This window comes from Streptomyces sp. NPDC093111, from assembly GCF_040683955.1.
Taxonomy (GTDB): domain Bacteria; phylum Actinomycetota; class Actinomycetes; order Streptomycetales; family Streptomycetaceae; genus Streptomyces.
On the sequence record NZ_JBFBNW010000004.1, the window covers coordinates 280,841 to 303,435 of the forward strand.

20 protein-coding genes are annotated in these 22,595 nt (G+C 71.3%); 8 read left to right on the plus strand and 12 right to left on the minus strand.

Annotated elements, in window-relative coordinates; translation table 11 throughout:
- Positions 1-69: 69 nt before the first annotated feature.
- The gene (locus AB0Q96_RS08340) at positions 70-1,701 is read right to left on the minus strand and encodes a polyamine aminopropyltransferase (RefSeq protein ID WP_365322937.1); all 1,632 of its coding nucleotides are present in this window, start codon (positions 1,699-1,701) and stop codon (positions 70-72) included.
- Positions 1,702-1,776: 75 nt separating this feature from the next.
- A complete protein-coding gene (locus AB0Q96_RS08345; protein WP_365322939.1) occupies positions 1,777-2,295 on the minus strand; it encodes a DUF2617 family protein in 519 nt (172 codons plus the stop codon).
- A 633-nt stretch (positions 2,296-2,928) separates the two neighbouring features.
- Between AB0Q96_RS08345 and AB0Q96_RS08350 the strand changes: the two genes are divergently transcribed.
- The 3 genes from AB0Q96_RS08350 to AB0Q96_RS08360 all read left to right on the plus strand — a co-directional run bounded on the left by AB0Q96_RS08350 (position 2,929) and on the right by AB0Q96_RS08360 (position 7,250).
- Positions 2,929-4,113, plus strand: coding sequence for a pyridoxal phosphate-dependent aminotransferase (locus tag AB0Q96_RS08350; RefSeq protein WP_365322941.1), 1,185 nt, complete (start codon positions 2,929-2,931; stop codon positions 4,111-4,113).
- A gap of 83 nt (positions 4,114-4,196) precedes the next feature.
- On the plus strand, positions 4,197-5,969 hold the full coding sequence (locus AB0Q96_RS08355; protein ID WP_365322943.1) for an NlpC/P60 family protein: 1,773 nt from the start codon (positions 4,197-4,199) through the stop codon (positions 5,967-5,969).
- Positions 5,970-6,119: 150 nt separating this feature from the next.
- Positions 6,120-7,250 (plus strand): glycosyltransferase family 39 protein, encoded by a 1,131-nt coding sequence (locus tag AB0Q96_RS08360; protein WP_365323307.1) that lies wholly within the window; start codon positions 6,120-6,122, stop codon positions 7,248-7,250.
- Between the two features lie 17 nt (positions 7,251-7,267).
- On the opposite strand, the gene AB0Q96_RS08365 is transcribed toward AB0Q96_RS08360, so the two are convergent.
- Both AB0Q96_RS08365 and clpB read right to left on the minus strand, forming a co-directional pair.
- Positions 7,268-7,804: a YbjN domain-containing protein gene (locus AB0Q96_RS08365; RefSeq protein ID WP_365322944.1), complete on the minus strand. Its 537-nt coding sequence runs from the start codon at positions 7,802-7,804 to the stop codon at positions 7,268-7,270.
- 123 nt (positions 7,805-7,927) lie between these two features.
- Positions 7,928-10,516: an ATP-dependent chaperone ClpB gene (clpB, locus tag AB0Q96_RS08370; RefSeq protein ID WP_365322946.1), complete on the minus strand. Its 2,589-nt coding sequence runs from the start codon at positions 10,514-10,516 to the stop codon at positions 7,928-7,930.
- 128 nt (positions 10,517-10,644) lie between these two features.
- Here clpB and AB0Q96_RS08375 point away from each other — a divergent pair, with 128 nt between their 5' ends.
- Positions 10,645-11,049, plus strand: coding sequence for a pyridoxamine 5'-phosphate oxidase family protein (locus AB0Q96_RS08375; RefSeq protein WP_365322948.1), 405 nt, complete (start codon positions 10,645-10,647; stop codon positions 11,047-11,049).
- Between the two features lie 132 nt (positions 11,050-11,181).
- Here AB0Q96_RS08375 and AB0Q96_RS08380 read toward each other — a convergent pair whose 3' ends face one another.
- Positions 11,182-11,502: a (2Fe-2S)-binding protein gene (locus tag AB0Q96_RS08380; RefSeq protein WP_365322950.1), complete on the minus strand. Its 321-nt coding sequence runs from the start codon at positions 11,500-11,502 to the stop codon at positions 11,182-11,184.
- Positions 11,499-11,720, minus strand: coding sequence for a hypothetical protein (locus tag AB0Q96_RS08385; RefSeq protein WP_365322952.1), 222 nt, complete (start codon positions 11,718-11,720; stop codon positions 11,499-11,501). The genes AB0Q96_RS08380 and AB0Q96_RS08385 overlap by 4 nt, the downstream gene beginning before the upstream one ends.
- Positions 11,721-11,829: 109 nt before the next feature.
- Here AB0Q96_RS08385 and AB0Q96_RS08390 point away from each other — a divergent pair, with 109 nt between their 5' ends.
- Positions 11,830-12,834, plus strand: coding sequence for a helix-turn-helix transcriptional regulator (locus tag AB0Q96_RS08390; RefSeq protein WP_365323309.1), 1,005 nt, complete (start codon positions 11,830-11,832; stop codon positions 12,832-12,834).
- Positions 12,835-12,967: 133 nt separating this feature from the next.
- On the opposite strand, the gene AB0Q96_RS08395 is transcribed toward AB0Q96_RS08390, so the two are convergent.
- From AB0Q96_RS08395 to dnaK, 4 genes are read right to left on the minus strand one after another with little or no spacing between them, the layout of a single operon-like run.
- Complete coding sequence (locus AB0Q96_RS08395; protein WP_365322954.1) at positions 12,968-13,432, minus strand: helix-turn-helix domain-containing protein; 465 nt, start codon at positions 13,430-13,432, stop codon at positions 12,968-12,970.
- 4 nt (positions 13,433-13,436) lie between these two features.
- Positions 13,437-14,621: a molecular chaperone DnaJ gene (dnaJ, locus tag AB0Q96_RS08400; RefSeq protein ID WP_365322956.1), complete on the minus strand. Its 1,185-nt coding sequence runs from the start codon at positions 14,619-14,621 to the stop codon at positions 13,437-13,439.
- Positions 14,622-14,651: 30 nt separating this feature from the next.
- Complete coding sequence (gene grpE, locus AB0Q96_RS08405; protein ID WP_365322959.1) at positions 14,652-15,302, minus strand: nucleotide exchange factor GrpE; 651 nt, start codon at positions 15,300-15,302, stop codon at positions 14,652-14,654.
- The gene (dnaK, locus tag AB0Q96_RS08410) at positions 15,302-17,146 is read right to left on the minus strand and encodes a molecular chaperone DnaK (protein ID WP_365322961.1); all 1,845 of its coding nucleotides are present in this window, start codon (positions 17,144-17,146) and stop codon (positions 15,302-15,304) included. The genes grpE and dnaK overlap by 1 nt, the downstream gene beginning before the upstream one ends.
- Before the next feature lie 227 nt (positions 17,147-17,373).
- On the opposite strand from dnaK, the gene AB0Q96_RS08415 reads away from it, so the two are divergent.
- From AB0Q96_RS08415 to AB0Q96_RS08425, 3 genes are all read left to right on the plus strand, one after another.
- Entirely contained in the window at positions 17,374-17,871 is a 498-nt protein-coding gene (locus AB0Q96_RS08415) for a sugar transferase (RefSeq protein ID WP_365322963.1), read from the plus strand.
- Positions 17,872-17,978: 107 nt separating this feature from the next.
- Positions 17,979-20,240, plus strand: coding sequence for a (Fe-S)-binding protein (locus AB0Q96_RS08420; RefSeq protein WP_365322965.1), 2,262 nt, complete (start codon positions 17,979-17,981; stop codon positions 20,238-20,240).
- Positions 20,241-20,458: 218 nt separating this feature from the next.
- The gene (locus AB0Q96_RS08425; RefSeq protein WP_365322967.1) at positions 20,459-21,301 is read left to right on the plus strand and encodes a Yip1 family protein; all 843 of its coding nucleotides are present in this window, start codon (positions 20,459-20,461) and stop codon (positions 21,299-21,301) included.
- A gap of 78 nt (positions 21,302-21,379) precedes the next feature.
- On the opposite strand, the gene AB0Q96_RS08430 is transcribed toward AB0Q96_RS08425, so the two are convergent.
- Together AB0Q96_RS08430 and dcd are read right to left on the minus strand one after the other, a co-directional pair.
- The gene (locus tag AB0Q96_RS08430) at positions 21,380-21,877 is read right to left on the minus strand and encodes a phosphoribosyltransferase (RefSeq protein ID WP_317596877.1); all 498 of its coding nucleotides are present in this window, start codon (positions 21,875-21,877) and stop codon (positions 21,380-21,382) included.
- Positions 21,878-21,890: 13 nt separating this feature from the next.
- Positions 21,891-22,466 (minus strand): dCTP deaminase, encoded by a 576-nt coding sequence (gene dcd / locus AB0Q96_RS08435; RefSeq protein WP_365322969.1) that lies wholly within the window; start codon positions 22,464-22,466, stop codon positions 21,891-21,893.
- Between the last annotated feature and the right edge of the window lie 129 nt (positions 22,467-22,595).

The window sequence follows — 22,595 nt, forward strand, 5'->3', positions numbered from 1 at the left end:
AGCCTACTCAGGCCCGGGCCGCCCGTCGCCTGTTTGCGTCCCCCCGGGGCCGGGGGGGACCTGCCGTGCTCAGTAGCGGGGGTGCACGAGGGTGGACGGCGGCAGTCCGGTCGCCTCCGGGGTGCGGCCGCGTTCGATGCGGGCCTCCGCCGTGGTCAGGGAGCGGGGAGTGAGGGAGCGCAGCGGGGGCGCGGCCGGGGCCAGGCCGAGGGCGGGCCGCCGGGGGGCCGGGGCGGCGAGGAGGAAGCCCCACGGGCCGGGGGTCCGCTCGGGGGCCGAGCGGGCGGCCCGGGTGGGGGCCGTGGTGGGGGCGCCGGGCGCGCCGTAGGGGCGGGTGGCGAAGCCCGCGGCGCGGAGGGTGGCGTCGACCGTCCAGTACGCGTGGGGGCGGGCGCTCGCCGAGCCGGCGTGCACGACGAGCCGGCCGCCGTCGGCCAGGACGCCGGCGACGAGTCCGTAGAACTCCTCCGAGTACAGCTTGGCGCCGGCGGTGGTTCCGGGGTCGGGCAGGTCGGAGATCACCACGTCGTACCGTTCCTGCACGGGCCGGGCGGTGCGCAGCCAGCGGAAGGCGTCGCCGTACGCGACGGTGACGCGGGGGTCGCGGAAGGCCTGCCCGTTGAGGGCGGCGAGCTCGGGGTCGGTGCGGACCAGGCGGACCACGCCGGGGTCGAGTTCGACGACGGTGACCGCGCGGACGTCGGGGTAGCGCAGCACCTCGCGGGCGGCCAGTCCGTCGCCGCCGCCGAGGATCAGCACGCGGGCGCGGCGCCCGTTCATCGCGGGGTGGACCAGGGCCTCGTGGTAGCGGAACTCGTCCCGGCCGCCGACCCGCAGCCGCCCGTCGAGGAACAGGTCGGGCGGGCCGCCGCGGCTGCCGGTCACCACCACCTCCTGGAGCGAGGTGCGGACGGCGACCCGTACGTCGGCGCCGTAGACGGCCCGGCGCGCGGCCTGTTCGAAGTCGTCGGCGAGGGCGGTCGCGGTGGCGAGGGCGCCGAGCACGGCGAGGTTGGCGCCGACCAGCAGCCACCGGGAGCGGCGCGTCAGGTCCCGGCGGAACAGCCAGAGCACGAGGGCGCCGCCGGCCACCGCGTTGACCGCGCCGGTGACGAGCGCGCCGGTGAGCTGCCCGAGCCAGGGCAGCAGCAGGAACGGGAAGGCGAGGCCGCCGACGAGGGCGCCGACGTAGTCCGCGGCGAACAGGTCGGCGACGGTGCCGGCGGCGTCGGCGGGGTCCTGCTCGCGCCGCCCGCCGCGCTGGATCAGCGACATCAGGAGCGGGATCTCGGCCCCGATCAGCACGCCGATGGCCAGCGAGAACGCGACCAGCACGTACCGCGCCTCGCCGAGCCAGGCGAAGGCCGCGTACAGCACCATCGCCGAGCAGCCGCCGATCAGCGCGAGTCCGCACTCGACCAGGCCGAAGCCGACCGCCGCACGGCAGCGCAGCCGCTTGGCGAGCAGCGAGCCGACGCCCATCGCGAAGACCATGACGGAGAGCACGACGGACGCCTGGGTGACCGAGTCGCCGATCAAGTAGGAGGCGAGCGCCACCAGTTCCAGCTCGTAGACCAGACCGCAGGCGGCGCACACGAACACCACCGCCAGGACCGGATACCGCACCGCGCGCGCCCGTTCCGGCGGCAACCGCACCGCCCGCTTGGATGGCGGGGGCGCGGTCAGGGTCGGGTCGATCATGCCCGTAACGCTACGTCACACATCCGTTGCCCCTTGTCACCCACACGAGTGCATCTGGGGCGAACGGGCGGCGCATCAGAGTGTCGCGGGCATACGGGCGCCGATCCGGGTTCTGGTCACCACCAACTGCCCTTCCTGCGGGTACGCGTGCCAGGTGCGCCAGCGCACCTGGCCCTCGTGGCGCTGCGCCAGCATCGCCGTGAAGGCGTGCGGCGAGCCGGGGAAGGTCCCGGCGAGGCCGTGCGGATGGTCGGCGACGAGCGCGAGCAACTCCTGCGCGCGGCCCGCGAACGAGCCCTGGGTCAGGGTCTCGACGCGCGCCGCGAACTCGTACTCCCACTCGCCCACCCGCTTGGACACGCCCAGCGGCAGCGGCGTACTGCTGCCGGGCATACAGGCGACGGTCTCCGAGCAGCTGCGTTCGGCCTCCTCCAGGAGCACCTGGTGGGAGGCGCCGAGCAGCCGCAACTGGAGCTTGGCTCCGGATAGTTCGAGGTCGAGCACCGCGAGCGCGGGCAGCGGATCGCGCCCCAGCGCCCAGGCCAGGTCGGCCGCGCGGGTGTCGGTGTAGGAGGTCTTCAGGGTCGTGAGCATGGGTCGGCTCCGCAAACACGGTTTGACGGGTGGGCCGGGGGCGTCCCGGCGAAGGGGCTCCGACCGGGAGTGGGGATCGCCGGCTCGGGTCCACACACGGTCCGAGGGCTGGATGTTCTCAACAGCGAGGGAATCATGAACCGCGGGCAGCTCACAGCGTTTTTACCCAACTTGACGTGGTTTCCATCCCCTCGGGGGCCCCACGGTTCAACTGTTCAGTCGGATTCGATCGCGTGGTTCCCACACATGCCCAACGGAAGCACGTACGAAGCCCGTTGCGGAGGTCAGCTGGAGCCGCAGCCGCCGCCCCCGCAGGACGACCCGCAGGAGGAGGACGACCCGCACGACGAGGAGGTCCCGCAGCCCCCCGAGCCGCCGCTGCCGCCGCCCGACCAGCCGCTACGCCGCCGCCGGCGCCGCTTGCTCGACCCGCCGCCCCTCACCGCCGAGGTGAAGCCGATCACCACGATCGCGAAAGCCAGGATGATGAAGAATTCCATTTCGTTCCCCCCGTACTCCTGTATGCCGTTCCGGTGTTCCGTTCCGTCGCGCCGATTCCCGGCGTGCGAGGGGGATTCCCGGCCCGCGCCGCGCCCAAAGCGCACTTGAGCAAGTCCAGAGCTTCACCCGAGGATGACGCCCATGACACGACCGCTGCTCAACCGCCGGCTCGCGGAGTTCGGCACGACGATCTTCGCCGAGATGTCCGCGCTCGCCACCCGCACCGGCTCGATCAACCTGGGCCAGGGCTTCCCCGACACCGACGGCCCCGAGGAGATCCGCGAGGCCGCGGTCCGGGCCCTGCGCGCGGGCCACGGCAACCAGTACCCGCCCGGCCCCGGCGTCCCGGAGCTGCGCGCGGCGATCGCCGCGCACCAGCTGCACCACTACGGCCTGGAGTACGACCCGGACGGCGAGGTCCTGGTCACCGCCGGGGCCACCGAGGCGATCGCCGCCGCGCTGCTCGCCCTGGTCGAGCCGGGCGACGAGGTGATCGCCCTGGAGCCGTACTACGACTCGTACGCCGCCTGCATCGCGATGGCCGGCGGCACCCGCGTGCCGGTCACCCTCCGCCCGCACGACGGCGTCTTCACCCTCGACCTGGACGAGCTGCGGGCCGCGGTCACCGACCGGACCCGGCTGATCCTCCTCAACACCCCGCACAACCCCACCGGCACCGTCCTCAGCCGCGCCGAGCTCACCGCGATCGCCGAACTCGCCCAGGAGCGCGACCTGCTCGTCGTCGCCGACGAGGTCTACGAGCACCTGGTCTTCGACGGCGCCGCGCACGTGCCGATCGCCTCGCTGCCCGGCATGCGGGAGCGGACCGTCACCATCGGCTCCGCCGGCAAGACGTACTCCTTCACCGGCTGGAAGGTCGGCTGGATCACCGCCACCCCCGAGCTGACGAGCGCCGTCCGCTCCGCCAAGCAGTTCCTCACGTACGTCTCCTCCGGGCCCTTCCAGTACGCGGTCGCCGAGGCGCTGCGGCTGCCCGACTCCTTCACCGACGGGCTGCGCGCCGAACTCCAGGCCAAGCGGGACCTGCTGACCGAGGGCCTCGCCGCCGCGGGCTTCGGCGTCCACCGGCCGGCCGGCACCTACTTCGTCACCACCGACATCCGCCCGCTCGGCGAGACCGACGGCTTCGCCTTCTGCCGGGCGCTGCCCGAACGCGCGGGCGTCGTCGCCATCCCCAACGCGGTCTTCTACGACCACCGCGAGGAGGGCGCGCCCTTCGTCCGCTTCGCGTTCTGCAAGCGCGTCGAGGTGCTCCAGGACGCGGTGGACCGGCTGAAGCGGCTGGCAGGCGCCTGAGGGGTGCTCGTACGGCCCGGATAGGGTCCCCCTCGCCCTGGTCGAAACGATCAGGGCGACACGACCACGGGGGGTACCCGCGCATGTCCGCACCCAAGTCCTCACCCAGCCGCAGAGCGACGCTGTTCGCCTTCGCCGGAGTCGCGGCGGGCGGCGCCCTGCCGCTCGCCGCGGCGGCACCGGCCGCGGCCGGCCCGGTCCCGTCGGCCGAGCCGCCGCTGGTGCCGTCGCCGCTGACCGGCCCCGCGCCGGCGCCCGGCGCCCGGCTGCCGATGCTGATCGACCCCACCGACCCCTGGCACTTCGCCCCGCACCCGGCCGGGGCGCTGACCACCCGCGCGATCGCCGGCGGCCTGGAGGTCTCGGACGCCAAGGGCCTGCTCGCGACCCTCACCACGGGGGCGAGCACGGTGACCGTGCGCGGCCCGAAGCGCTGGTTCACCGAGCAGAAGCGCACCGTCACGGACGCCTTCGACCGGAGCCTGACCACGGGCGTCACCGGCTGGGGGCAGTCCCCGGACGGCGGCTCCTGGTCCCCCAACAGCAAGGACGACGCCAACGTCGGGGACTACAAGGTGGAGGACGGCCGGGGCGTCATCGTCCTGAACGCGACCGGTTCGAGCCGCCACTCGGTCCTCTCCGACAAGAACCTCGGCGACGTGCGCGCCCGCGCCCGCTTCTCGTTCGACAAGAAGCCCGCCGGCGCGCCCCTCTCGCTCGCCCTCACCTTCTCCCTGTCGGCCCTCGCCACCCACTACCGGGCCCGACTGATCGTCACCCCGGCCGGGGACGTCCAGCTCACCCTGGAGAAGGCCCTCGACGACACGGTGACCGTCCTCGCCCCGGCCGTCACGATCGGCACCGGCTTCGCCGCCTTCGACCACTGGTGGGTGCAGGTCGAGAAGGCCGGCGACGTGCTGCGCGCCCGCGCCTGGAAGAACGGCGCGGCCGTCCCCGACTGGCGCTTCGGCCTGCGCGACCCCGACCCGGACACCGCCCTCGGCGCCGGAACCGTCGGCGTCCGGGCCCACGCGGCCACCGGCGCGGCCACCGGGGTGGAGGCCCGGGTCTACGACTTCCTCGTCGAGGAGGCCGCCTGGACCGACCCGCCCGTCATCAGCCACGACACCTGGGTACGGGTGCTCCCGCAGCCCTTCGACGGCGGCTGGACGCCCGCCGTGGAGCAGCAGGTGCGCGCGTGGGCGGGCGACCTGTCGCCGGACGCGCTGGCGTACGCGGCCATGTTCCTGCCGAACGCGCCCGCGGTCACCCGCGTGGTGAAGGACGCCGCCGGGGTCGAGCGCACGGTGCAGGTGCTGGGCGCGTCCCTGTACAGCAAGCCGGACCCGGTGACCGGCGAGCGCAAGATCGGCGCCGACTTCCACGAGTACATGGGGATCTCCTGGCCGTTCCCCACCGGCACGCAGGACGCGGACGAGCAGTTCCGCGGCGCCCTCGACTGCTCCGGCTTCGTCCGGATGGTCTACGGCTTCCACATGGGCCTCCCGATGCTCAGGTCGAAGGCGCCGTACGACCACCGCAGCCTGCCGCGCACCTCGACGGAGCAGGCGAAGGACGGCCCCGGCGTCATCGTCGCCGAGCGCGGCGACGGGCCGCCGTCGCTCGCCGGGCTGCGCATCGGCGACACGGTCTTCTTCGACCCCGACACGGACCCCGAGGCGGGCGGGCACATCGGCATCTACGTGGGCGAGGACCACCACGGCTACCGGCGCTTCTTCTCCAGCCGCAAGACGCCCAACGGCCCGACGCTCGCCGATGTCGGCGGCCGGTCGGTCCTCAACGGCCTGTCGGGCGAGACGTACACCGACAAACTCCGGGTGATCCGCCGCTTCTGACCCGCGCGCCCCCTCCGTGCGGCGGCATTCGTCCGGTAAACCGATTTGTCGGGTAAGACCGGATTCCCGCGCGCACGGAGGTGCCCCCTGTCCGCCGAGACCCTCGACCGCCCGGCGTCCGCCCCCCTCGCCGTCCCGGCCGCCCGGCGGGTGCCCCGCTGGCGGGCCGCGCTGCGGCGGGCGGCGCCCGCGCTCGGGCTGTTCGCCGCCGCCCGGCTGACCGGGACGCTGGTGCTCGCGCTGTGGGCCTGGCACGTGGGGCGGTCGCCGCGGGCGCTGCTCGCGAAGTCCTGGGACTCGGACTGGTACACCCGGATCGCCGCGCACGGGTATGGGCGCACCCTGTTCTGGCCGGACGGGGGCGCCCAGTCCGACCTGGCGTTCTTCCCGCTGTACCCGGGGCTCGTGCGGGCCCTCGCGAGCGTGCTGCCGGTGGCGTACGGGACGGCGGGGCTGCTGCTGTCCTGGCTGGCGGCCGGGGCGGCGGCCTGGGGGATCTACCTGGTCACGGAGCGCGTGGCGGGCCGGCCGGCGGCCGTGGTGCTGGTGCTGCTGTGGGCGCTGCTGCCGCACTCGGTCGTGCTGACCATGGCGTACACCGAGCCCCTGATGACCGCGCTCGCCGCCTGGGCGCTGTACGCCCTGCTGACCCGTCGCTGGCTCCTCGCGGGCGCCCTGGCCGGGCTCGCCGGGCTCTCCCGGCCCAACGGGGTGGCCGTGGCCGCCGCCGTCCTCGCGGCGGTCGCCGTGGAGCTGTGGCGGCGGCGCGGCCGGGCCGGGTGGCGGCCCTGGGCGGCGGCGGCCCTCGCGCCGGCCGGCTGGCTGTCGTACGTGCTGTGGGTGGGGGCCCGGCGGGGCGACCTGCTGGGCGGCTACTTCGCCGTGCAGGACGGCTGGACCTCGCGCTTCGACTTCGGCCGGGGCGCGCTGCGCTTCGTCCGGGACATGGTGGCGAAGGGCCCGACCCAGTTCGGCTTCGTGATGGCGCTGGTGATCACGGCGGTCGGGGTGCTGCTCTTCGCGCTGCTGGTGCTCGTGGAGCGGCCGCCGCTGCCGGTGCTCGTCTACACGGGCGTGCTGGTGCTGATCACCGTGGGCGGTTCGGGCTTCTTCGAGTCGAAGCCGCGGTTCCTGCTGCCGGCCTTCCCGCTGCTGCTGCCGGCGGCCCTGGCACTGACGAGAGCCCGGCCACGCGCCGCGATCGTGGTGATCGCGGCCCTGGCCGGGCTCTCGTTCGGCTACGGGGTGTACGTGCTCACGCTGGCACGCATGGCCCTGTAGGAGTCAGGAGCGGCGCTTCACTCGCCGGACTCGCCGGACTCCTTCTCCTCCGGGGTCTCCAGACCGAACTGCTCGACGATCCACTTGTCGAACTCGATCGACGCGCGGACCCAGCTGACGGTGGAGGACACGAAGTGCTCCAGCGACACGCCGGTGCCGATCAGCATCTGGGCCTCACCGATGAGACGGAGGGTGGCGGAGCCGTCCTCCTCCTCGTGCAGGTGGGTGTAGACCTTGGGCCACAGGGTGCGCCGGTTCCAGTCGTCGATCGCGTCGAGGACCTTGGCGCGGTCGTCCGCCGAGTGCGGACGGTCGTAGAACGTGCGGACCGAGAAGACCTGCTGGTCGTCCTCGCCGCGGAACATGAAGTACGTGCGGAATTCCTCCCACGGCGCCGCGAGGTCACCCTCGTCGTCGACGACGTACTTCAGCTCCATCTGGTCGAGGAGCTGCTTCACCAGGTCCTGGTCGGGAACGACGGGGCCCGCCGGTCCTGCGGCCTGAGGCTGGGGCTGTCCCCCGAAATTCGGAATCGAGGACGGGTCGATGCTCACCGGGATTTCCCTTCGTACGGATGTGGCCATCCTCCCTCATGCCGGGCGGGGGGTGGCAAGCCCCCACGGCGCGGATCCGCTGCAAGCTGATCCGCGCCGCGCGGAACGCCCGGAACGGGCGGCTCAGGCCGTCGCCCGCCCCACGCTCAGACCGTCCCCGGAGCGGTCCACCCGGACGGTGTCGCCGTCGCGGACCTCCCCGGCCAGGATCTCCCGGGCGAGGCGGTCGCCGATCGCCGACTGGATCAGGCGGCGCAGCGGCCGGGCGCCGTAGGCCGGGTCGTTGCCCTCCTCGGCCAGCCAGGCCAGCGCCTCGGGGGTGACCTCCAGGCCGAGCCTGCGGTCCGCGAGGCGGCGGGCGAGGCGGTCGATCTGGAGCCGGGCGATCCGGGCCAGCTCGTCCCGCTCCAGGGCGGAGAAGACCACGATCTCGTCCAGCCGGTTCAGGAACTCGGGCTTGAAGCTGGCCCGCACCACGTCCAGGACCCGCTCCCGCTTCTCGTCCGCGCCCGTGCCCTGGTCCACCAGGTACTGGCTGCCCAGGTTCGAGGTGAGGATCAGGATCGTGTTGCGGAAGTCGACCGTGCGGCCCTGGCCGTCGGTGAGGCGCCCGTCGTCGAGGACCTGGAGCAGGACGTCGAAGACCTCCGGGTGGGCCTTCTCCACCTCGTCCAGGAGGACCACGCTGTACGGGCGGCGGCGCACGGCCTCGGTGAGCTGGCCGCCCTCCTCGTAGCCGACGTAGCCGGGGGGCGCGCCGACGAGGCGGGCGACGGAGTGCTTCTCGCCGTACTCCGACATGTCGATGCGGACCATGGCCCGCTCGTCGTCGAAGAGGAAGTCGGCGAGGGCCTTCGCCAGCTCGGTCTTGCCGACGCCGGTCGGGCCGAGGAAGAGGAAGGAGCCGGTGGGCCGGTCGGGGTCGGCGATGCCGGCTCGGGTGCGGCGCACGGCGTCGGAGACGGCCCGGACGGCCTCGCCCTGGCCGATCAGGCGCCGGCCGAGCTCGTCCTCCATGCGCAGCAGCTTCTGCGTCTCGCCCTCCAGGAGGCGTCCGGCGGGGATCCCGGTCCAGGCGCCGACGACGTCGGCGATGTCGTCGGGGCCGACCTCCTCCTTGACCATGGTGTCCTTGGCGGCCTCCCGCTCGGCCTCGGTGGCCTCGGCCAGCTCGCGCTCCAGGGTGGGGATCTCCCCGTACAGCAGCTTGGAGGCGGAGTCGAAGTCGCCGTCGCGCTGGGCGCGCTCGGCCAGGCCGCGGAGCTCGTCGAGGCGCTCCTTCAGCTCGCCGACGCGGTTGAGGGACTGCTTCTCCTTCTCCCAGCGGGCGGTCAGGCCGCGCAGCTCCTCCTCGCGGTCGGCGAGGTCGCGGCGCAGCTTCTCCAGGCGCTGGAGGCTGGCGGCGTCGGTCTCCTTGGAGAGGGCGAGCTCCTCCATCCGCAGCCGGTCGACGGAGCGCTGGAGCTCGTCGATCTCGACGGGCGAGGAGTCGATCTCCATGCGGAGCCGGCTGGCGGCCTCGTCGACGAGGTCGATGGCCTTGTCGGGCAGGAAGCGGGAGGTGATGTACCGGTCGGAGAGGGTCGCGGCGGCCACCAGCGCGGAGTCGTTGATCTGCACCTTGTGGTGGGCCTCGTAGCGCCCCTTGAGCCCGCGCAGGATGGCGACGGTGTCCTCGACGCTGGGCTCGGCGACCAGGACCTGCTGGAAGCGGCGCTCCAGGGCGGGGTCCTTCTCGATCCGCTCGCGGTACTCGTCGAGGGTGGTGGCGCCGACCATGCGCAGCTCGCCGCGGGCCAGCATCGGCTTCAGCATGTTGCCGGCGTCCATGGCGGAGTCGCCGCCGGCGCCCGCGCCGACGACGGTGTGCAGCTCGTCGATGAAGGTGATGATCTGGCCGTCGCTCTCCTTGATCTCGGAGAGGACGGTCTTCAGCCGCTCCTCGAACTCGCCGCGGTACTTCGCGCCCGCGACCATGGCGCCGAGGTCGAGCGAGACCAGCCGCTTGCCGCGCAGCGACTCGGGCACGTCGCCCTTCACGATCCGCTGGGCGAGGCCCTCGACGACGGCGGTCTTGCCGACGCCGGGCTCGCCGATGAGGACCGGGTTGTTCTTGGTGCGGCGGGAGAGGACCTGCACGACGCGCCGGATCTCGTGGTCGCGGCCGATGACCGGGTCCAGCTTGCCCTCGCGGGCGGCGGCGGTGAAGTCGGTGCCGAACTTCTCCAGGGCCTTGTACGAGCCCTCGGGGTCGGCGGTGGTCACCCGGCGGGTGCCCCGGCTCTTCTCGAAGGCGTCCTGGAGCCGCGCGGCGGTGGCGCCCTGCCGGTCGAGGACCTGGCCGGTCTGCCCGCCCTTGGCGGCGGTCGCGACGAGCAGGTGCTCGGTGGAGACGAAGTCGTCGCCCAGCTTCCTCGCGCGCTCGGCGGCGTCGGCGATCACCGTGAGGAGCTCACGGTTGGGCTGCGGGGGCGCGACCGTGGACCCGGTGACGCTGGGCAGGGCGGCGAGCAGCCGCTCCGTACCGGAGCGCACGGCGGCCTGGTCGGCCTCGACGGCGGCGAGCAGGTCGGTGATGTTCTCGTTGTCCTGACCCGCGAGCAGTGCGAGCAGCAGATGCGCGGGGGTCAGATCGGCGTGCCCCTGGGACACGGCGCGGCTGCTCGCCGCGTTCAGCGCGTCCCGGCTCCTGTTGGTCAGTTCGGCGTCCACGTGCGGGGTCTCCTCCGTTGAGCTCGACTCGTACTCCTCGTACCCGTATGACTCATACAGCGTACATAAAGTTGAGTCTATTCCGCTCAAGGTATCGGCGGGGGGTCGCGCGGCGGTAGTTTCCGGGCATGGCGACTGACCCGAGGAACCCCGGCGACTCGTATCTCAGCTTCTGGCGCGAGTACCACATGAGCACCCTGACCACCCCCCGGCCGAACGGCACCCCGCACGTCGTGGCGGTCGGCGTCACGTACGACCCCGAGAACGGGCTGGCGCGGGTGATCACCAACAAGCACAGCCGCAAGGTCGCGAACGTCCTGGCGGCGGGCGCGGAGGGCGCGCGGGTGGCCGTCTGCCAGGTCGACAAGGGGCGCTGGGCCACCCTGGAGGGCATCGCCAGGATCCGCACCGAGGCGGAGGTCGTCGCGGACGCGGTGGACCGCTACGCGGAGCGCTACGGCCGGACCCCGGCCCCGAACCCGGACCGGGTGGTCATCGAGATCACGCTGACCCGCGCGATGGGCCGGGCCTAGAACGGGCCCGGCACGGCCGGGCGGCGTTCCGCCCGGCCGGGGATGCACAACGGCGCCATCGCGTTTCAGGTCCGCGATGGCGCCGCTGTGTGGGGGAAGTACCTGAGCGATCTACAACGACGGGGGAACCGCTCAGGCACTGCGGGGGGTGGCGGTGATGGTCTCGGGTTCGACCAGCTGGTGGTCCCGCTGGTCGAGATTGACGAAGATCATGCCGTACCGGATGGCACAGCGGACGGGCTTCGGAGCGCCACGGGGCCGGCGCAGACACCGGTAGGCACGGACGTCCTCGTCCTGCTCCCTGGCGACCACGATCGGTTCTCCGAAGAGGGTGACCATCAGCGAGTCGCCACGGTGGGGGATGGCCGTGACGAGATCGACGAAGTGCCACCCGGACCGGTAGGCCGAAGCCATCTCCCGCCGGAAGGTCCGGTCGTCCGGGGGCACGGTCATGCGTCCGCGTCCGCCGGGCTGGAGTCCCATACCGGGTCGAGCTGACCGGCCGGGGCGAAGTCCCAGACGGGGTCAATCGGTGCCGCGACGACCGTGGCGGGCGTGCTGTCCCACACCGGGTCGCTGACGGCCAGCGCTCCTACTGCCGCCGCCCCAATGAAGACGGAAGCAAGTATCGAGCGAAGCAGTTTCGTGGACATGAGCGGCTTCGACCTCACTTGATGGTTTCCTCTCCCCCGCGTACAAGACGATGGCTCAGTCTTTGCGCTGGCACCACCTGGGCAATGCATCATGTTCCTGAAATACAGGATCCTGGGGGGTGTGCATATGCCGCAGAAACTCACAGAACCGACACATCCTCACGGGCATGTCGACCTCTGTGCAGCCGGAACGGACTTGTACGCAAGTGCGTTGCGGATCGGGCGAATAACCAGGAGTGAGGCAGAAGCCGCACCCTGCCTCATGGACCTCGACCTGTTGCATCCGGATCCGGACGATCCGTCCTGGCTCCGGCCCGTCCCGCCGTCCGCCGCGCTCGCCCGGCTCGTCCAGCCGCTGGAGCGCGAGATCCAGGACCGGCGCGCCCTGGCCATGGGCCTCTCCAGCACCTTCGAGCCGTTCATGGCGATCAGCGCCCAGGACCCCTCGACCACCCACGCCATCACCGTGCTCGAAGGCATCCACCGCATCGACGCCGTCCTCGGCCGCGCCACCGCCGAGTGCTCCCAGGAACTCCTCACGGTCCAGCCCGGCGGCGGACGCAGCGAACACACCCTCAACACCGCCCTCAACCGCGTCCAGCCGCTCCTGGACCGCGGCGTCCGGGTCCGCACCCTCTACCAGCACACCGTCCGCCACAGCCCCGGCATGCAGGTCTACCTGGAACAGGCCGGCATGAACCGGCTCCAGGTCCGCACCCTGGAGGAGAGCATCGAGCGGCTCATCATCATCGACCGCTCCATCGCCCTCATCCCCGCCCGCCAGGACCGCCAGGTCGCCCTGGAACTGCGCCACCCCGGCCTCGTGGAGTACCTGGCGACCGTCTTCGAGCAGTCCTGGGCCCGCGCCACCCCCTTCGGCGAACAGGTCCCCAACGCGCAGCGCAGGGACGGCATCAGCGGCGTCCAGCACTCCATCGCCAAACTCCTCGTCGAGGGGCACGTCGACGAGGCCATCGCCCGCCGCCTCGGCATGAACGTACGCACCTGCCGCGCCCACATCGCCAAACTCGCCGCCACCCTCGGCAGCGGCAGCCGCGCCCAACTGGGCTTCCTCATCGCCCAGTCCGGCATCCTCGACGACCCCGAACCGGGCCCGGAGCAGAACGACTGACGCGCTCGCCCACGCGGGAACGCCAGAGGCCCCCTCCGCCGGAACGGAGGGGGCCTCTGGGGCGTCCTGAGGGGGACCCGGGGGACCTGGAGGGGAACCCTGGGGGGAACCCTGAGGGGGAACCTGAGGGGACCTACTCGCCGCGCTTGTGGCCCGGACGCCAGACCACCAGGGCGCTCGCCTGCTGGACGTCCGTGTACGGCACCAGGTCACGCCGGTACGAGGCGTGCACCTGGGCCTCGCGCTGGCGCATCGCCGCCGCCGCGCCCTCGACCGCGGTCGACAGCTCGGCGATCCGGCTCTGCAGCGCGGCGACCTGGTTCTCCAGCTCGATGATGCGCTTGATGCCGGCCAGGTTGATGCCCTCGTCCTGCGACAGCTGCTGCACCTGACGGAGCAGCTCGATGTCGCGGGCCGAGTAGCGGCGCCCCCGGCCCGCGGTGCGGTCCGGGGAGACCAGGCCCAGGCGGTCGTACTGGCGCAGGGTCTGCGGGTGCAGGCCGGAGAGCTGGGCCGCCACCGAGATGACGTATACCGGCGTCTCGTCGGTCAGTTCGTACGCCCTGTTCCCGAATCCGGGCTGTCGGCGGCGGTCCATGTCCTCAAGCTCCCTTCGCGGCCTGGAACAGCTCTGCTCTGGGGTCCTCGTCCGCGGTGGCCTCGCGGTAGGTCTCCAGGGCCTCGCGGGCCTTGTCGCCCAGGTCCTTCGGCACCGCGATCTCCACGGTCACCAGGAGGTCGCCGCGCGTGCCGTCCTTGCGGACCGCGCCCTTGCCACGGGCGCGCATCGTGCGTCCGTTGGGCGTGCCCGCGGGCAGCTTCAGGGTGACCGGGGGGCCGCCCAGCGTCGGCACCCTGACCTCGCCGCCGAGCGCCGCCTCGTCGAAGGTGACGGGCACGGTGACGGTGAGGTTGTCCTCCCTGCGGCCGAACACCGGGTGCGCGTCGACGTGCACGACGACGTACAAGTCGCCGTTCTGCCCGCCGCGCTCGCCCGGGGCGCCCTTGCCGCGCAGCCGGATCTTCTGGTTGTCGCTGACGCCCGCCGGGATGCGGACCTGCATGGTGCGCGAGGACTTGGCCCGGCCGCTGCCCTTGCAGACCTCGCACGGGTTCTCGGCGATCAGGCCGCGGCCCTTGCAGTCCACGCACGGGTCGGTCAGCGAGAAGCCGCCGCCGCTGCCGCGCGAGACCTGCCCGGTGCCGACGCAGGTCGGGCACACCCGGGGGGTGCCGTTCTTGTCGCCGGTGCCCGAACACGCCTTGCAGGGCTGCTGGCTGGACATCCGCAGGGGCACGGTCGCGCCCTCGATCGCCTCGGTGAAGCTGAGCGTCACCTCGGACTCGATGTCCTGGCCGCGGCGCGGCTGCGTACGGGTGCCCGCACCGCCGGCGCCCCGGTTGAACAGGCCGCCGAAGACGTCCCCGAGGCCGCCGCCGCCCCCGAAGCCACCGGCTCCGCCGGGGCCCTGGGCGCCGCCGAAGAGGTCGCCCAGGTCGAAGTTGAACGAACCGCCCGCCCCGCCGGGTCCGGCGCGGAAGCCGCCGTTGCCGAACAGGGCACGCGCGTCGTCGTACTCCTTGCGCTTCTTGGGGTCGCCGAGGATGTCGTTCGCCTCGGAGATCTCCTTGAAGCGCTCCTCCGCGCCGGTGTCGCCCTTGTTGGCGTCCGGGTGGTTCTCGCGGGCCAGCTTCCGGTACGCCTTCTTGATCTCGGCGTCGGTGGCGTCCTTGGGGACGCCGAGAACCTTGTAGTAGTCCTTCTCGACGAAGTCCTTCGTACTCATCGACGTCCCTCCTTCCGGACGGTCACTGCGTCACCCCTCTTCGGGGGCACCGCTCTCCTCGTCGGCCTTCGACTCTTCCTTGCCGGCCGGGGCCGCGCCCGGCTGGGGCTCGGCGACGGCCACGCGGGCGGGCCGGATGGTCCGCTCGCCGATCCGGTACCCCGGCTGCAGGATCGCCACGCACGTCGTCTCGGTGACGTCCGGCGCGTACGAGTGCATCAGGGCCTCGTGGATCGTCGGGTCGAAGGGCTCGCCCTCCTTGCCGAACTGCTGGAGGCCCATCTTGGCGGCGACGGTCTCCAGCGACTCGGCGACCGACTTGAAGCCGCCCACGAGCTCGCCGTGCTCCCGGGCCCGGCCGATGTCGTCGAGCACGGGCAGCAGCTCGGTCAGGAGGCTCGCCACGGCGATCTCCTTGACCGTCACCCGGTCCCGCTCGACCCGGCGGCGGTAGTTCTGGTACTCGGCCTGCAGCCGCTGGAGGTCCGCCGTGCGCTCGCTGAGCGCCGTACGGGCCTGGTCCAGCTGCGCCAGCAGCGCCACGTCACTCGCGTCCCCGGCCGGGGCCGCCCCCTCCGCCTTGTCGGCGGAAGCGGCGGCGGCGTCGGTCTCGGGCTCCTCGGGCGTGCCCTCGGCGGGGACTTCGGGCTTCTCGTCGAAGCCCGGGGTCTCCTCCGACATCAGGCAGCGCCGCCCTTCGGCTTCTCGTCGTCGACGATCTCGGCGTCGACGACGTCGTCGTCGGCCTTGGCCTGCTGGGCACCCTCGGCGCCGGCGGCACCCTGGGCGGCCTGCGCGTCGGCGTACATCGCCTGGCCCAGCTTCTGGGAGACGGCCGCGACCTTCTCGGTGGCGGTGCGGATCTCGGCGGTGTCCTCGCCCTTGAGCTTCTCCTTCAGCTCGGCGACGGCGGCCTCGACCTCGGTCTTCACCTCGGCGGGGACCTTGTCCTCGTTGTCCTTGAGGAACTTCTCCGTCTGGTAGACGAGCTGCTCGCCCTGGTTGCGGGTCTCGGCGGCCTCGCGGCGGCGGTGGTCCTCCTCCGCGTACTGCTCGGCCTCCTCACGCATCCGGTTGACCTCGTCCTTCGGCAGCGAGGAGCCGCCGGTGACGGTCATCTTCTGCTCCTTGCCCGTGCCCAGGTCCTTCGCGGTCACGTGCATGATGCCGTTGGCGTCGATGTCGAAGGCGACCTCGATCTGCGGGACGCCGCGCGGGGCCGGCGGGAGGCCGGTCAGCTCGAACATGCCGAGCTTCTTGTTGTACGCCGCGATCTCGCGCTCGCCCTGGTAGACCTGGATCTGCACGGACGGCTGGTTGTCCTCGGCCGTCGTGAAGATCTCGGACCGCTTGGTCGGGATCGTGGTGTTGCGCTCGATGAGCTTCGTCATGATGCCGCCCTTGGTCTCGATGCCGAGGGACAGCGGGGTCACGTCGAGGAGCAGGACGTCCTTGACCTCGCCCTTGAGGACACCGGCCTGCAGGACGGCGCCGATGGCGACGACCTCGTCCGGGTTCACGCCCTTGTTGGCCTCGTTGCCGCCGGTCAGCTCCTTGACGAGCTCCGCGACGGCCGGCATGCGGGTCGAGCCGCCGACGAGGACCACGTGGTCGATCTCGGACAGCGCGATGCCGGCGTCCTTGATGACGTTGTGGAACGGGGTCTTGCAGCGGTCCAGGAGGTCCGCGGTCAGCTGCTGGAACTGGGCGCGCGTGAGCTTCTCGTCCAGGTGCAGCGGGCCCTCGGCGGAGGCCGTGATGTAGGGCAGGTTGATCGTGGTCTCCGTGGAGGAGGACAGCTCGATCTTGGCCTTCTCGGCGGCCTCGCGCAGACGCTGGAGGGCCATCTTGTCCTTGGACAGGTCCACGCCGTGCCCGTTGGCGAACTGCTTCACCAGGTAGTCGACGACGCGCTGGTCCCAGTCGTCGCCACCGAGGTGGTTGTCACCGTTGGTGGCCTTCACCTCGACGACGCCGTCGCCGATCTCCAGGAGGGACACGTCGAAGGTGCCGCCACCGAGGTCGAAGACGAGGATCGTCTGGTCGTCCTTGTCGAGGCCGTAGGCCAGGGCGGCCGCGGTCGGCTCGTTGACGATGCGCAGGACGTTGAGGCCCGCGATCTCACCGGCCTCCTTGGTGGCCTGGCGCTCCGAGTCGTTGAAGTACGCCGGGACGGTGATGACCGCGTCGGTCACCTTCTCGCCCAGGTACGCCTCGGCGTCGCGCTTCAGCTTCTGGAGGATGAAGGCGGACATCTGCTGCGGGTTGAAGTTCTTCCCGTCCAGCTCGATCTTCCAGTCGGTGCCCATGTGGCGCTTCACGGACCGGATGGTCCGGTCGACGTTGGTGACCGCCTGACGCTTGGCGACCTCGCCGACCAGCACCTCACCGTTCTTCGCGAAGGCGACGACGGACGGCGTGGTCCTGGCGCCTTCGGCGTTGGTGATGACGGTGGGCTCGCCGCCTTCCAGAACGCTGACGACGGAGTTGGTCGTACCCAGGTCGATGCCGACCGCACGTGCCATTTTCGATTCCTCCAACTGACTGACTTGAGTGGATCTGACTCAAGGATGCATGAGGGTCCGACCCAAGTCAACAGACTTGAGCGGGTCGGACTCAACTCTTCACCCTCCCCCGCGCTCAAAGCTCTTCCTCAAAGCGTCGCAGAGGGCGCGTCATTCCCCGATAAGGACCGGTGCGGCGTGAGAGGGTCCGGACATATCCCATGATTCTCGCCGGAAGGTGTGAGTACATGACGGCGAAACGCGCGGTCGACGTGGCCGGCGGGCTGGCCCTGCTGGCCGTTCTCTCCCCGCTGATCGCCCTCGTCGCCCTCTCCGTCGCGGTCGGGACCAGCAGCCCGCACGGGGTGCTGCGGCGCCGCCCGGTCGCGGGCCGGGGCGGGCAGACCTTCACGATGCTGACCTTCCGCACGAAGAGCCCGCTGGCCACCCTGCCGCTGCTGCTGCACGTCGTACGGGGCGAGATGTCGCTGGTGGGGCCGTGTCCGCTGGCGCCCGGGCACCGGGAGTCCACCGGTGACGGGCGGCGCCGGCTCTCCGTACGTCCGGGGATGACGGGCCTCTGGCAGATCAGCGGGCGCTCGGAGCTGCCCTGGGAGGAGCGCGAGCTGCTCGATCTCCACTACGTGGACCACCACTGGCTGGGCATGGACCTGGTGATCCTTGCGCGTACGCTTCCTGCAGTCCGACGCCGCCGCCACGCGGAACCGGCGGCAAGGGTTGCCTGAGCGACACAGATCACCGTGAGCTCCGCTACAGTGCGGCGCCGCGAACGGGTAACGTCTGCTCGGACTGAATAAGTTACCGCTTAGTAGGCCCGCCCGAGGAGCCCGTCATGCAACTCGCCGCGATCATCGTGTCGATCGCCATCACGGTGGTGGCCGTCGCGCTGTTCGGCCGCGCCACCGTGCAGATCTACCGCTTCGTGCGGCTCGGTCAGCCGGTCCCCGCCGGCACGCGCACCGGCGACCCCACACAGCGCACCATCACGCTGGTCAAGGAGTTCCTCGGCCACACGCGCATGAACCGCTGGGGCATCGTCGGCTTCGCGCACTGGTTCGTCGCGGTGGGCTTCTTCTCGCTGCTCCTCACGATCGTGAACGCCTTCGGCCAGCTCTTCCAGGCCGACTGGCTCATCCCGATCATCGGCGACTGGCTGCCGTACGAGATCTTCACCGAGTTCCTCGGCCTGATGACGGTCCTCGGCATCGTGACCCTGATCGTCATCCGCCAGCTGAGCAAGCCGACCAAGGCGGGCCGCAAGTCCCGCTTCGCCGGCTCAAAGACCGGCCAGGCGTACTTCGTCGAGGCCGTCATCCTGATCGTCGGCGTCTGCATCATGACGCTCCGCGCCCTCGAGGGCGTCCAGCACCACGTGACGAGCTGGGAGCCCGGCTTCTTCGCCTCGTACCCGCTGATCGCGCTCCTCGACGGCCTGGACCTCGGCACGATCCAGTACCTCACGTACTTCTTCGCCTGCCTCAAGATCGTGACGTCCTTCACCTGGATGATCACGGTCTCGCTCAACACCAACATGGGTGTCGCCTGGCACCGCTTCCTCGGCTTCCCGAACATCTGGTTCAAGCGCAACGCCGACGGCTCCACCGCCCTCGGCGCGCTCCAGCCGATGACCACCGCCGGCAAGGAGATCGACTGGGAGGACCCGGCCGAGGACGCCGTCTTCGGCGTCTCCCAGGTCGAGCAGTTCTCCTGGAAGGGCCTCCTCGACTTCTCCACCTGCACCGAGTGCGGCCGCTGCCAGTCGCAGTGCCCCGCCTGGAACACCGGCAAGCCGCTCTCCCCCAAGCTCCTCATCATGTCGCTGCGCGACCACGCGCACGCCAAGGCGCCGTACCTGCTCGCGGGCGGCGGCAAGGACATGGAGGGCAACGAGAAGGCCACGGCGGAGCAGCTCAAGGACGTCCCCGCCGCCGCCCTGGCCGAGGCCGAGCGCCCCCTCATCGGCACCGCCGAGGAGAACGGCGTCATCGACCCCGACGTCCTGTGGTCCTGCACCACCTGCGGCGCCTGCGTCGAGCAGTGCCCGGTCGACATCGAGCACATCGACCACATCGTCGACATGCGCCGCTACCAGGTGATGATCGAGTCCGCGTTCCCGTCCGAGGCGGGCACGATGCTCAAGAACCTGGAGAAGAAGGGCAACCCCTGGGGTCTCGCCAAGAAGGCGCGCGTCGAGTGGACCAAGGAGGTCGACTTCGAGGTCCCGATCGTCGGGAAGGACGCGGAGGACCTCTCCGAGTTCGACTACCTCTACTGGGTCGGCTGCGCCGGCGCCCTGGAGGACCGGGCCAAGAAGACCACGAAGGCCTTCGCGGAGCTGCTGAACATCGCGGGCGTCAAGTTCGCGATCATGGGCGGCGACGAGAAGTGCACCGGTGACTCCCCCCGCCGCCTGGGCAACGAGCCGCTGTTCCAGCAGCTCGCCCAGGAGAACGTCGCCATGCTGAACATGGCGTTCGGCGAGGACGACGACGACCCGGAGACGAAGAAGCCGAAGTCGGCGAAGAAGATCGTCTCGACCTGCCCGCACTGCTTCAACACCCTCGCCAACGAGTACCCGCAGCTCGGCGGCGAGTACGAGGTCATCCACCACACCCAGCTGCTCCAGCACCTCATCGACGAGGGCAAGCTGGTCCCGGTGACCCCGGTCGACGGCCTGATCACCTACCACGACCCGTGCTACCTGGGCCGTCACAACAAGGTCTACACGCCGCCGCGCGAGATCATGTCCGCCGTCCCCGGCCTGCGCCAGCAGGAGATGCACCGCCACAAGGAGCGCGGCTTCTGCTGCGGCGCCGGCGGTGCCCGGATGTGGATGGAGGAGCGCATCGGCAAGCGCATCAACACCGAGCGCGTCGACGAGGCGCTGTCCCTCAACCCGGACATCGTCTCCACCGCCTGCCCGTTCTGCCTGGTCATGCTGACGGACTCCGTCAACGGCAAGAAGAACGACGGCAAGGCCAAGGAGAGCCTCCAGGTCGTGGACGTGGCCCAGCTGCTCCTCGACTCGGTGAAGACCCCGGCGGACCCGGAACCGGCCCCCGAGCCGGAGCCGGAGCCCGAACCGGCCGCGTAACACCGGACCGTACGCGCGCACGCGCCACGCACGAGGGCCGCCCCCCGCTCCAGCAGCGGGAGGCGGCCCTCCGCCGTTCCGCCCCTCCCAGCGGCCTCCCCCGGGCCTCCCACCGGCCTCCCCCGGCCTCCCCGCCCGACCCCTAGGGGATGTCACAGCTTTGCCGCACTCCGGCTCCGATGAGCGAACCCGCCGCGGGACCGGGTACGTTCATGGACGTGGCTGGATTCAGGAACGGACGCGGCCGGGCCGGTGGCCCCCCGCAGCAACCGCAACAACCGCATCGCCCGCAACGCCCGCAGCAGCCGGCGCCGTACGGGTACGACGCGGCACCTCCGTCGTACCCGCAGCAGCAGTACCCGCAGCAGCACCAGCAGCAGGCGTACGGCGAGCCCGAGTACTTCGGCGACCCGCACCCGCAGCAGCACCAGCAGCAGTACGCGGCGGCGAACAACCCGGGCCACACCCAGATGTTCAGCATCGACGACCCGTACGCGCAGGGCGGGCCGGCGCCCGCCCCCGTACCGACGGGCCCCCGGCTCCACTGGAAGCAGCTCCTGAGCGGCATCGTGCTCCGCCCCGCGGACACGTTCCTGCAGATGCGGGACCACGCCGTGTGGGGCCCGGCGCTGATCGTCACGTTCCTCTACGGACTCCTCGCGATCTTCGGCTTCGAGAAGACCGGCAACGAGACGGTCGACCCGACGGTCTCGGCCGCCCTGATCACGGCCCTCGCCTTCGTGGTCGGCGGCCTGATCCTGGGCACGGTGACCCACACGCTCGCGCGCCAGCTGGGCGGCGACGGGGCCTGGCAACCGACGGTCGGCCTGTCGATGCTGATCATGTCGATCACGGACACGCCCCGCCTGCTCTTCGCGGCCTTCCTCGGCGGCGACAACGGCCTGGTGCAGGTCCTCGGCTGGGCAACCTGGCTGGCGGCCGGCGCGCTGTTCACGGTGATGGTGAGCCGCTCGCACGACCTCCCGTGGCCCAAGGCGCTGGGCGCGTCGGCGATCCAGCTGGTGGCGCTGCTGAGCCTGATCAAGCTGGGCACGCTGTAGCGGCACCCGCACGGACACGAGAAGGCCCCCACCGCGCGAACAGCCGGTGGGGGCCTTCCCTTGCACACCATCGAAACCTCAGGCGTCGAGGACCTGGCCCTCACGCCGCACGACGGGCGGCTCGACGCTCCACGGGAAGTTGATCCACTCGTCGGTCTTCTTCCACACGTACTCGCACTTCACGAGGGAGTGCGACTTCTCGTAGATGACGGCCGAACGGACCTCGGCGACGTGGTCGACACAGAAGTCGTGGACCAGCTTGAGCGTCTTGCCGGTGTCGGCGACGTCGTCGGTGATGAGCACCTTCTTGTCGCTGAAGTCGATCGCGTCCGGCACGGGCGCCAGCATGACCGGCATCTCCAAGGTGGTGCCGACCCCGGTGTAGAACTCGACGTTCACCAGGTGGATGTTCTTGCAGTCCAGCGCGTAGGCCAGACCGCCGGCGACGAAGACGCCGCCGCGGGCGATGGAGAGCACGATGTCGGGCTCGTAGCCGTCGTCGGCGATGGTCTGCGCCAGCTCGCGGACGGCGGTGCCGAAGCCCTCGTACGTCAGGTTCTCGCGTACTTCACTCATGCCTGCGACCGCCTCACACCTGGGTCCGATGGAAGTTCAAGTAGGAACGGGAGGCCGTCGGCCCCCGCTGCCCCTGGTACCGGGAGCCGTAGCGCTCGCTGCCGTACGGGAACTCGGCGGGCGAGCTCAGCCGGAACATGCAGAGCTGCCCGATCTTCATCCCCGGCCAGAGCTTGATCGGCAGGGTCGCCAGGTTCGACAGCTCCAGGGTCACGTGCCCCGAGAAACCGGGGTCGATGAACCCGGCGGTCGAGTGCGTGACGAGCCCGAGCCGCCCCAGGGAACTCTTCCCCTCCAGGCGGGACGCGATGTCGTCCGGCAGGGTGATGACCTCGTAGGTCGAGGCGAGCACGAACTCGCCGGGGTGCAGGATGAACGCCTCGTCCCCCTCCGGCTCGACCTCGCGCGTCAGGTCCAGCTGCTCGATGGCGGGGTCGATGTGGGGGTGGCGGTGGTTCTCGAACACCCGGAAGAAGCGGTCAAGCCTCACGTCGATGCTCGAGGGCTGCACCATGGATTCGTCGTACGGGTCGATACGCACCCGTCCGGCATCGATCTCGGCCCGGATGTCCTTGTCTGAGAGAAGCACGCTCCCACGATACGCAGAGGGTGCGGAGCTCCCCCAATCGGGAAGCACCCGCACCCTCCGGACAGATCAGCGGTGCCCGATCTCCACGGGCACCGCATGCCGCAGCCGCGCACACCGAGGACACCGGAC